Raw genomic sequence first — 10,693 nt, forward strand, 5'->3', positions numbered from 1 at the left:
TCTGAGTGAGTGAATATTGGTTTTATTTATTACTGACAATAACAGGATTTATTGCGGGAATTATCAACACATTAGCAGGGGGAGGCTCTAACTTAACTCTCCCTGCATTAATGATAATGGGTATGCCTGCTGACATAGCTAACGCGACTAACCGAGTGGGTGTGCTGTTACAATCAGTGTCAGGCATTGTTGGTTTTAAGAAATATAACAAGTTAGCAAGCCACGATTTACCTGCCATTTTAAGTTTAACTATACTGGGTGGTGTATTTGGTGCCTTGGCTGCGTTGGTGATGTCAGCACAAACCCTTAAATATGTGCTACTTGGCTCAATGATCGCTATGTCGTTGGTGATGATTTTGGTGCCTAGTATAATATTACCCAATGTTGAAACAGCCCCCAAACTTGTTCGTTCAACACCCAGCTCATGGTTAATACTGTTTATTTCGGGCTTTTATGGCGGATTAATACAAGCAGGTGTGGGTTTTATTTTGCTGTTTGCCCTTGCTGGCTCTCTTCATTATGATTTAGTGCGAGCCAATGCTTTAAAATTAGTGTGTACGCTAGCATTTACCTTAAGCGCTTTAGGCATTTTTATTTATCAAGACTTAATTCTTTGGTTACCGGGCCTAGCATTGGCCTTGGGCAATATCATAGGCGCTTGGATGGCGGTTAAAATATCAATAAAAATAGAGCCTAAGTTTTTGAAAATTTTTATATTAATAATGACTTTATTGGCGTGCGCTGCAGTGCTGTACCTAGATTAGCATGCAGCAACACTATGATATATAAAAGGTAACGCCATAAGCGTGAGCGTTTAATGAGTAGTAGAATGCTAGATCAGTTATTACTTATCCCCAATGTGCTTTTAATAAAAAAATTATACCTACGAATGCATGTCAGTATTATTACGAGTGCACTTAGAGTCGAGAAAGTGTCGATAAATGTGTCGAACAAGCATTAAACCCTTAGCGGCATTGCTATGAATGAGGAATAATTAGAATATGAAATATCCTATTAAAGGCTCCTGCCAATGTGGGCAAGTAACATACAAACTGTATGAACAACCTAATAGGGTGTGGGCTTGTTATTGCACAGAATGCCAAAAGCTCTCTACTAGCCCATTTAGTGTTACAGCCATTATTGCGTCAAATGCTATTGAGTTTGAAGGTGAGTTAAATGAATGGAGTAGAATCGCCGATAGTGGTAACAGAAATAACGCAAAGTTCTGCTCAACTTGCGGGAATAGAGTTTATCATTACAACCCAGATGACTTAAGCACGATCAAATTAAAATTAAAACCAATCAGTTTAGCAGACGCCACTATATTTAAACCATCGGCTCATGTTTGGGTCAGTGAAAAGCTCAGTTGGTGTCAGATTCCTAGTGGAGCTAAAACATTCGAAAAACAGCCTTTTTAGATTTATCCAACTAAGCGCGACTTATGCTCTAACGTGGTTAATCATGAGGGTAATATTCCTAATATTTGGGCTATGCATCATGGTTTTTTGTTAAAATATTTATTATTTTACTATCATAAGTTAAGGCGTTTTAACCCAAAACGGTCTTGAATATTTGTTCTATTGTTATTCATTAATAATTTTTATTTCCTCATCATTAGATAATACCGTTGGGATTCTACTCTCGTTGCTACCTTAGCTCTGATGGTGTTCGTTAATAACGTTAATTCTCTTTTTAATCCATGTTGGTAGATAAAAACGCTAGAGCAAAGTGCTAAGTTCTGTACAGATGAAGTAACCTTTCTATCGACAGCAAAGTAAGTTAGATAATGACTTACCTTTTCTTCCCCAACATTGTTAGCGTGGCGTTTGTCATTAAAAAAAATGAAATTTTTTATCCAATGCTAATAAATTTTTTCAGTTTGAATGCTGTCATGCATAGTACAAATAATAGAGCGAATACTTTCTAACAATAGGGAGGCAGACATAATAAAAAAACCTTCAGTTATATACTTGTACAGCTAGAGTAAATGGTTAAATAAAAATCAAGTACTTCTTCAAGTTATGTTACTAAGACGTTTTAGTAATACAAGATTAATTACACATATGATTAAAGGAAATAATTTAACCATATGAATATAAAGTGTTTTATTTTACGTCTGCTAAGAGATGTGAGTAGTAAAACGTCTTATTAACCTCCTAATTAGTATTATATTTTTTGTGTTAATTGTTTCTAATACCTTGTAAGTATGGGATATTAGTGTAAATGAAGTGTTAATTATGGTGCGAGGTTACTAAGACGTATCCAGAATAAGCTGTTATACGACTTTTCAAAGGAGTGGAGTAATGTCTGAATCTTTTAATGAACTCGAAAATTTAAAATATGTATCTGTGGGAATAGTTAGCGATGAGAAAGGCTACACAGATAAACAATGCCCTTCAGAAGATTGTGAGTTTCTTTTTAAAGTGAATAATAAAGATTGGCTTAATATTTTCAAAGATGAGGCAGTCTGGTGCCCTTTATGTAGGCATGAAGCACCTGCTAAAGAATGGTTCACAATAGCGCAAATTGAACATGCAAAAGAAGAAGCGTTTAATGTGGTTAAAGGGTTAGTTGGTAAATCACTAACCAACATGACTAAAAACTTTAATCGCGGTCAAAACAAAAAAGGTTTTGTTTCAATTAGCATGAAATATAAAGGAACAAACACCCGCACTTTTACTATTCCAGCAAAAGCCGCAGAAGCGATGGAATTAGATATTTCATGCGAAAAATGTCAATCTCGATTCTCAGTAATAGGAAGTGCTTTTTTCTGTCCCGCCTGTGGGCACAACTCTGTTACACAAACATTTAGTGACTCGCTCAGAAAAATAAAAGCCAAAAGAGATAACCTTGAAGTTATAAGAGAAGCCCTTATTGCTGCTTCAAGTAAAGATGATGCTGAATTAACTTGTAGGTCACTGAGAGAGACCTGCATTTCAGATGGGGTAGTTGCGTTTCAAAAGCTCTGCGAGGGTTTATACGAACCATATGGAAAAAGTCCTTTTAATGCTTTTCAACGTCTTGGCCAAGGAAGTGAATTATGGGGGAATGCTATAAATAAGCGGTACAGCGATTGGTTAACAGCTGAACAGTTAAATCAAATTAATGTATTGTTTCAAAAAAGGCACTTGTTGTCCCATAACGAAGGAATCGTTGATGAAAAGTATGTTACCAAGTCGATGGATTCGTCATATAAAATAGGGCAACGTATAGTAGTCTCAGATAATGATATAGAAGCGTTACTAATTATTCTTAAAAAATTAAGCGATGGCTTAAAGTTCGGTTGTAGCGTCGTATAAGTCGTTTAAAAGGGCAAAAAACAGTTGGCTTTTGCTCTTTTGTCGCTAATTTTAGCCATCTATTTTATTGCCTATCAACAAGGAGTGTAAATTGAAGTCTATTTATTTAGATAACTACAGAGGGTTTAATAAACAAATAATTCCCCTCAAATCTGTTAATTTTTTAGTTGGTGAAAATAGCACAGGTAAAACATCGTTCTTAGCTTCATTAAAGATTTTAGGCTCCCATAGATTTTGGTTTAGACCATCGTTTGATGATCCGGATCTACATTTTTCATATTTCTCTGAAATAGTTAGTAATAAAGCCGAAAATAAAAAAAGTTTTACCATTGGTTTCTTTGATGACTCATCATTAGAAGAGGAATCAAGCGAAGATGAAAAGATTCCCACATTTAGATTGATTACTTTTAAAAATGAAGAAGGTATGCCAGTAGTTCATAAATATAGTTTTATGAGTCCAATAGGTTTGATTTCAACTATCATTTCTGACAATTCTCTTCGTTATAAAGTTAGGGATGCTGATGTTGGTGAGACATTAATTGATTTTATAAATATATGTACAAAAGAGCATTCTTTAAGTCGTCCTACTGGTTATAAAAAGTTTTCAAAACAAGGCTTTCCCAGAGATTTATTTTTCGCTAATGCTTATCATTTTGTTGTAGCAGACCTCGCGGGAAAGGATTTAATAAAGAATAATAAAAAAATAACTTTTCAGATAGAAATAGATGCACCTGAGTGTAAATGGATTGCACCTATAAGAGCAAAGCCGGAAAAAATATATTTGCATCAAGCTTCAGATTATTCTTCTGAAGGTGGACATATTCCTAATTTACTAAATAAATTATTGAACAATTCTAAAGGAGATAGAAATAATAAAACTATCAATGCAATTAAAGAGTTTGGTTTAAGCAGTGGTTTATTTGATTCTGTTGGCATTAAGCGTTTTGGAAAAGAAGCTTCTTCACCGTTTGAGGTTAATGTAAACCTTGGTGGAAGTGATTTGTTGGTATCTAATGTTGGGTATGGTGTATCTCAAGTTTTACCTATTATTTTAGAATCAAGAAGACGTTCATCAGCTGAATATATAGCTATTCAACAACCTGAAGTTCACTTGCACCCAAAGGCACAGGCTTCTTTGGGGGAATTTATTTATCAATCCGTAGAACTCACGGGTAACAATTTTGTAATTGAAACTCACAGTGATTACTTAATTGATAGGTTTAGATTATGTACAAATCAAGCTGAATGTAAAAATGCTCAAGTTCTTTTCTTTGAAAGAATTAAGGAAGGGAACGTTGTGCATTGCATATCTATTGATGAAAAGGGGGGCTATCCATTAGATCAGCCTGAAGCATTTCGTGAATTTTTCTTAAATGAAGAATTAGCAATGTTGAGGCTTTAACATGTGTTTAGTAATTGATATGAATGTCATTCCTAGTGTTTTTAATCAGGCATCTGAGCATCACTCAGATTATAAACCAGTTTTTGACTGGATCATTGATGGTAAAGGAAAAATGGTTTGTGGTGGGACTAAGTATTGGGACGAATTTAAAACAATAGGTAAATACTTAAAATTTTTCAATCAGCTAAATAAGGCTGGTAAAGTTGTCAAAGTAGATGATGGTGAAGTCGATATTAAAATGCAAGAATTAATGCAGCGGTGTAATGATAGCGATTTTGACGATCCACATATAGCTGCTCTTTTAATAGTATCTGGTTGTAAAGTTTTGTGTAGCGAAGATGAAAGGTCATATCCTTATATTAAAAATAAATCTTGGTATCCTAAAGGAAATACGATTCCTAAAATTTACAAAAGAACAGCTCTGAAAAATGCAGAGACTATTTTGTCAGATGATAATATGGCAGGTATTTGCCTACCATGTTTGAAACTCAATAAATCTCACTCAGCATTACTAAAAGTGAGCTAACAAGAACTTCAAGCGGAATACAGTTGGCTGTTTTCGCTCTGTTCGACATTTTAGCTAACTATATTTTTCCGCTTAAGTAGGCGTTGAGGCTGTAGAATAACTAATTCAGCCAAAATCACTAAATTTTTGTGTTCCTGTATCGCGCTGTAGACGATTTACTTGATAGGTAATGCATTTGGTACCCCTATTTTAGGGGGTATTCATAATAAACGAGTTATTCTACAAGCTCGTTATAAAGCAAATATCCCTATGGAGGTATATTCTCAAGTGGAATTAGAAATCAATGTTGTTGACGCATTCACAGATGTGGTGTTTAAAGGGAATTCAGCTGCAGTAATTATTACCAAGGACTGGCTTTCTGATGAGCATATGCAGTCCATTGCGATTGAAAATAACCTATCAGAAACCGCGTATGTTAAAAAAATTGATATTCATAACTATGAAATTCGTTGGTTTTCTCCAATAACAGAAATTGACTTTTGTGGTCATGCCACATTAGCAGCTTCATTTGTTATTTTTGCTAAAAATGATGATGTAAAAAATATTAATTTTTACGCTGAAGCAGTAGGTAATTTATCTGTTACGAAAATGGATAGCGGTTATATTCAAATGGATTTCCCGAGTAGGCCACCTGAAACCATTAAGGATATACCAGCAGCATTATTAAACGGCCTTTCAATTGCCCCAAAGGAAGTGTTATTAAACAATCAAGCATACTTTGTTGTTTATGAAAACGAAGTTGATGTGACTTCTGTCGTTCCAAATAATGAGTTATTAAAGCAACTCGCCCCATATGATGTTGTTGTAACTGCTAAATCAAACAATTATGACTTTGTTTCTCGTTATTTCTGGCCTGCGAATGGCGGTGATGAAGATCCTGTTACAGGTTCTATTCATACTGGGCTAGCACCTTATTGGGCTGGAAAGCTCAATAAGTCTAGATTAATTGCATATCAGGCTTCTAAACGTGGCGGCAATATAATATGCAAGGTTGCGGATGATAGAGTTTTACTTTTAGGTAAGGCTGTACAGTATTTAAAAGGTACAATTCAAGTTTAGTCGTTGTTGCTTTATAAGCCACTCAAGCAGGACAAAATGCTTACAGCTGGCTGCGGTTCGTTGCTCACGCATTATAGCCAAATGTAATCAGCCGCTTAGTAACGCGCTATATTTTATCGATACCTGATGCGCATCACGCTACACTTGTTGCACGATTAAATATTATTAAAAATAAAGGCCTTAATAAATACGTCCAAACTGGGAGTAATTCAGATATTCAAGCACAGCATGAACGTAAATTACGAATGCAATTAGCCGCAATAGATACCGCCCAAGAAATTGATGATATCAATTTGCCCAGTTTTAAATTACATCCATTAAAAGGCAGTCGAGATGGGATTTGGTCTATTACTGTAAATGGTAACTGGCGTATTACTTTTGAGTTTATCGATGGTAATGCTTTTATTCTTAACTATGAGGACTATCACTAATGACTATGCATAATCCACCACATCCGGAGAATTCATCTACGATGTTTATTTAGAGCCAGCTGGTTTTACTGTCGCTATTTAGCAAAGCAATTAGATGTTTCATCATCTACTTTACATAGAGTGATTAAAGGTCAAAGTTCTATTTCTTTAGAAATGGCACTGCGCTTATCTAAAGCAATTGGCAGAACTCCTGAGAGTTGGCTATCAATGCAAGATAACTACGATCTTTGGCATGCGAAACAAAAAATAAATTTAACCAATGTCCACTTAGTAAACTTTGCTGTGGTATAAAAAAGAGAACACTTAGCAAAGTGTTCTCTGTCGCCACTTGCCCTAGCTAATTTCTTTGTGATTTAGGTAGTTAACTTTTAGGTTTGTGCTTGTTTATATTCGTTTTTATGGTGACTTTATCGACATAGGATATTTTGTATTTTTGGTTACACAGTTTTCGCCTAAATGGATTTAGTGCACATCGCTTAACCCCCTCTAGGTTATATAAATTCTGCTTCTGTTTTCGCTTAATCAGTATTTTTCATTACGCAACATACAGCAACATGTCTCAAATAACATTTAAGGACAAATGATAATGACCGAAACAAGAACACATTTGCGAGAATTTTTGGTGGGCTGGCTTGAGCACAATATGCCGGGTAATGTCTTTGTGTGGTACGACACTTTAGTCATTGTATGGATAATCACGTTTACCTTAGTCTTACATTATATTATTAAGGTCTCAGCTAAGCATTTTATCAAGGGCAATTTTAAAACTACCGACTTGCCGCAGGCGAAAAATTTAACTTTAGATTTATTTCAGCGCTTAGCGAAGCGACTTTCGTTGACGCTGCAAGGCGCCATTGTAGTGGTTCAAGCCAAGCTTTTACTCGCGAAAGGGAGCAGCTTATTACATCTTGCTGAAGTCGTTACCGACCAGTGGATCATCTTATTCTCTTTGTTGTCGTTGTTTACCTTTTTAGACATTTTGCAAGCGCTTTCAGATAGGCGCGCAAGTCAGGTACACTTTCCGTTAAGAGGCCTTTTGCAAACCGTTAAGCTTGTTGCCAGTATATTAACGTGTATTTTAGCGGTGTCGTTGCTGATGGACAAATCACCCCTTATTTTACTGAGTGGCTTGGGCGCCTTGTCTGCCGTAATGTTGTTAGTATTTAAAGATCCTATCTTGGGCTTAGTTGCCGGCATACAGCTCTCTGCTAATAATATGCTGGCAGTGGGAGATTGGCTTGAAATGCCAAAGTATGGTGCAGACGGCGATGTGATCGACATTGCTTTAACAACAGTTAAAGTAAGAAATTGGGACAAAACGATTACCACCATTCCTACCTATGCACTTATTTCAGACTCATTTAAAAACTGGCGCGGCATGTCTGAAGCAGGTGGTAGAAGAATAAAACGAAGTATTCATCTAGAAATGAGCAGTGTCTGTTTCTTAGACAAAGAGCAACTAGCTGAATTGAAAAAGGCGCATTTACTCAGCGAGTATATAACGCATACGGTACCAGAAATTGAAAAAGAAAATACGGATAAAAAAACTGATATGACAGTAATGCAAAATGGCCGGCGACTAACTAATGTTGGTACTTTTAGAAAGTATCTGGTGTCATTTTTGAAAAACCATCCTGATATTCATCAAGGAATGACCTTGATTGTTAGGCAGCTAGAGCCAACAAGTGATGGTTTGCCCATTGAAATTTATGCTTTTACCAACACAACAAACTGGAATGCTTACGAGGATATTCAGTCAGATATTTTCGATCATGTTATTGCGGTGTTACCCGCTTTTTCACTGAGAGTGCATGAGTCACCGACCGGGAATGATATTAGGTCATTGGCGAAGCACTAGCTTGATGATTTGTTAAACTAACAGGTTTTACGCTAAGCCATAAATATTAGGCTTAGCGTCTATTGCACTCTTAAAGCCGCTATGTTTAAAGTATTATGTGGAGGTGTCATAAATAATGAGAATCGCGTTAATAAATGAGATTGACCTATTATGTTTACTGTTGCCACAGACTGTGTGAAAAATTTTGATCACCTTTTCGTATAACTACTTGATAGTTATGATTAATCATCCTTAACATTGACCGCAAACAAAACACACGTTTACTATACTTATCGGTAAGTTAATATTTATTGGTAAGTATAATGTCAGGTTTTATTAAAGGTGTTAACTGTTCCCAATCTACACTCTTTCCTGAATCTCTCGACGATTATTAGTTTAAATATCTAAAAGTCAACCTAAGAAAATTATATTAATCACTTTACTGATTGAAATCAATAAAGTGATTAAGGCAAAGTGACTTTACAGACATAAATTAGTACCTTACAGACTTAAGTCTGTAAGGTACTAAGACAAAGTGACTCAAAGACAAAGTGACTCAAAAAATTGAAAAGCGAGCTGCTGAGTTGCTCATTGCTAATGAAGAATTGTGCTTTCAAAATGAAGAAAAAGATAAGCGGGGTACTAAGTTAGTCATCGCTAGTGAATTTCGGATTGCCGCCACCGTTTTTGAATCTCAAGAAGGTATGTTTATCACCGATGCTAACAGCAGTATTCTTCGTGTGAATCGCGCATTTACCCGTATTGCAGGTTACAGCGGAGAAGAAGCCATCACTGTTCGTGCAGACATGGGAAATGCACTACGCAAAGCCATTAAGTACAATCAATTTCAGCTCTATTATCAAATACAGGTTAGCCGTTCTGATCAAGCATTAGGGGCTAAAGCCTTAATCCGTTGGCAACATCCAGAACGTGGCCAGATTTCACCCGTTAACTTCATCCGTTAGCCGAAGAAACAGGGCTTATTTTACCGATAGGGCAATGGGTATTAGACACGGCCTGCGCTCAACTTAAAGCATGGCAACACAGCCTCCAAACAGAAGGTCTTGTAATCGCCGTCAATATCAGTGCTAAGCAATTTCATCAAGAACACTTTGTCGAGCAGGTAAAAACCACCCTACAACAGTATGAGATTAGCCCCGCAAAACTCAAGCTAGAGCTAACCGAAAGTATATTGGTGGAAAGCATCAGCACTATCATTACCATAGCGCATAGCTTAGATATTGATGTCATTGCCGAGGGTGTCGGGACTGTAGAACAAAGGCAACTCCTATTGGATAAATGCTGCATGCATTATCAGGGTTATCTATTTAGTAAGCCCGTGCCGATTGATGAGTTTGAGCTTTTACTGAGAAAAAGCTGATTAACGTTAACTACATTTACTGATAAAAGAAATATTATGAATCACACTTTAAATAATGAAAAAACTTTCGCGGCAGTTGAACAATTGGTCTCTATTACAGATCTTCAAGGAAGAATAACTTACGCTAACCCTGATTTCTGTGCCATTGCAGGGTATTCTCTTGAGGAACTCGTTGGACAACATCATAATATAATTCGACATCCATCAATGCCTAAAGCGGCATTTTCTGATTTATGGCGTAAACTCAAACAAGAAGATTCTTGGCGAGGAATGGTTAAAAATCGTTGTAAAAATGGCGATTATTATTGGGTTGATGCCTATGTAACACCTGTATATGAAAATGGAAAAGTGACAGGCTATCAGTCCGTTAGAACATTGCCGAGTAACGAGCAAAAACAAAAGGCTCAACAGTTGTATGATACCCTAAACAATAAGGGATCAGTCTCTGGTTTAGAGACTAACGTTCACTTAAGAAGGTTATTGGCTATAGTGCTCATCACCATGGCATCTTTTGGTATATGGACATATACCCATTCAATAGTTCCACCTGTAGTACTGCTTGGTTGTATCGGTTTGCTTTCTCTGGTTTTTTCACCAGAGCTGTTTGCCTTTCCAAATTACGTTGCCAAAACTAAAATACTATTCGATAGCCCTTCACGTATAATTTTTTCAGGGAAAGGGCCATTAAGTATTATCTCTTACCCTATAGAGTTATATAAAGCTCGGGTACGCACAATACTTGGCCGGGGTGCTGATTC

Annotated in this window: 11 protein-coding genes and 2 pseudogenes; 12 read left to right on the top strand and 1 reads right to left on the bottom strand. The window is 36.4% G+C overall.

What is annotated here, in order from left to right:
• Positions 1-5 precede the first annotated feature (5 nt).
• Together H4J59_RS11795 and H4J59_RS11800 are read left to right on the top strand one after the other, a co-directional pair.
• On the top strand, positions 6-764 hold the full coding sequence (locus tag H4J59_RS11795) for a sulfite exporter TauE/SafE family protein (RefSeq protein WP_182239605.1): 759 nt from the start codon (positions 6-8) through the stop codon (positions 762-764).
• A 237-nt stretch (positions 765-1,001) separates the two neighbouring features.
• Entirely contained in the window at positions 1,002-1,418 is a 417-nt protein-coding gene (locus H4J59_RS11800) for a GFA family protein (protein WP_182239607.1), read from the top strand.
• Positions 1,419-1,600: 182 nt separating this feature from the next.
• On the opposite strand, the gene H4J59_RS19850 is transcribed toward H4J59_RS11800, so the two are convergent.
• The gene (locus tag H4J59_RS19850; RefSeq protein ID WP_182239643.1) at positions 1,601-1,855 is read right to left on the bottom strand and encodes a phage integrase N-terminal SAM-like domain-containing protein; all 255 of its coding nucleotides are present in this window, start codon (positions 1,853-1,855) and stop codon (positions 1,601-1,603) included.
• Between the two features lie 448 nt (positions 1,856-2,303).
• On the opposite strand from H4J59_RS19850, the gene H4J59_RS11810 reads away from it, so the two are divergent.
• The 10 genes and pseudogenes from H4J59_RS11810 to H4J59_RS11850 form a co-directional block, all read left to right on the top strand.
• Positions 2,304-3,299, top strand: a complete 996-nt coding sequence (locus H4J59_RS11810; RefSeq protein WP_182239609.1) for a hypothetical protein — start codon at positions 2,304-2,306, stop codon at positions 3,297-3,299.
• Between the two features lie 91 nt (positions 3,300-3,390).
• Positions 3,391-4,701 carry an AAA family ATPase gene (locus tag H4J59_RS11815; RefSeq protein ID WP_182239611.1) on the top strand — a complete coding sequence of 437 codons (1,311 nt, stop codon included), beginning with the start codon at positions 3,391-3,393 and terminating at the stop codon, positions 4,699-4,701.
• Between the two features lie 19 nt (positions 4,702-4,720).
• A complete protein-coding gene (locus H4J59_RS11820) occupies positions 4,721-5,227 on the top strand; it encodes a hypothetical protein (protein WP_182239613.1) in 507 nt (168 codons plus the stop codon).
• A gap of 267 nt (positions 5,228-5,494) precedes the next feature.
• Positions 5,495-6,286, top strand: a complete 792-nt coding sequence (locus H4J59_RS11825) for a PhzF family phenazine biosynthesis protein (RefSeq protein ID WP_182239645.1) — start codon at positions 5,495-5,497, stop codon at positions 6,284-6,286.
• A 161-nt stretch (positions 6,287-6,447) separates the two neighbouring features.
• The gene (locus tag H4J59_RS11830; RefSeq protein WP_182239647.1) at positions 6,448-6,717 is read left to right on the top strand and encodes a type II toxin-antitoxin system RelE/ParE family toxin; all 270 of its coding nucleotides are present in this window, start codon (positions 6,448-6,450) and stop codon (positions 6,715-6,717) included.
• A pseudogene (locus H4J59_RS11835) lies at positions 6,717-7,008 on the top strand (HigA family addiction module antitoxin). Before H4J59_RS11830 ends, H4J59_RS11835 begins: the two are co-directional and overlap by 1 nt.
• 295 nt (positions 7,009-7,303) lie before the next feature.
• Entirely contained in the window at positions 7,304-8,575 is a 1,272-nt protein-coding gene (locus H4J59_RS11840) for a mechanosensitive ion channel family protein (protein ID WP_182239615.1), read from the top strand.
• 683 nt (positions 8,576-9,258) lie between these two features.
• Positions 9,259-9,686 (top strand): annotated as a pseudogene (locus tag H4J59_RS19435) (EAL domain-containing protein); the annotation flags it as partial.
• A 63-nt stretch (positions 9,687-9,749) separates the two neighbouring features.
• Positions 9,750-9,935: an EAL domain-containing protein gene (locus H4J59_RS19440; RefSeq protein WP_310733185.1), complete on the top strand. Its 186-nt coding sequence runs from the start codon at positions 9,750-9,752 to the stop codon at positions 9,933-9,935.
• A 36-nt stretch (positions 9,936-9,971) separates the two neighbouring features.
• Positions 9,972-10,693: PAS domain-containing protein (locus H4J59_RS11850; protein ID WP_182239617.1), on the top strand; the 722-nt coding region annotated here is incomplete at its 3' end.

The organism is Colwellia sp. MB02u-10 (assembly GCF_014077185.1).
Lineage (GTDB): Bacteria > Pseudomonadota > Gammaproteobacteria > Enterobacterales > Alteromonadaceae > Cognaticolwellia.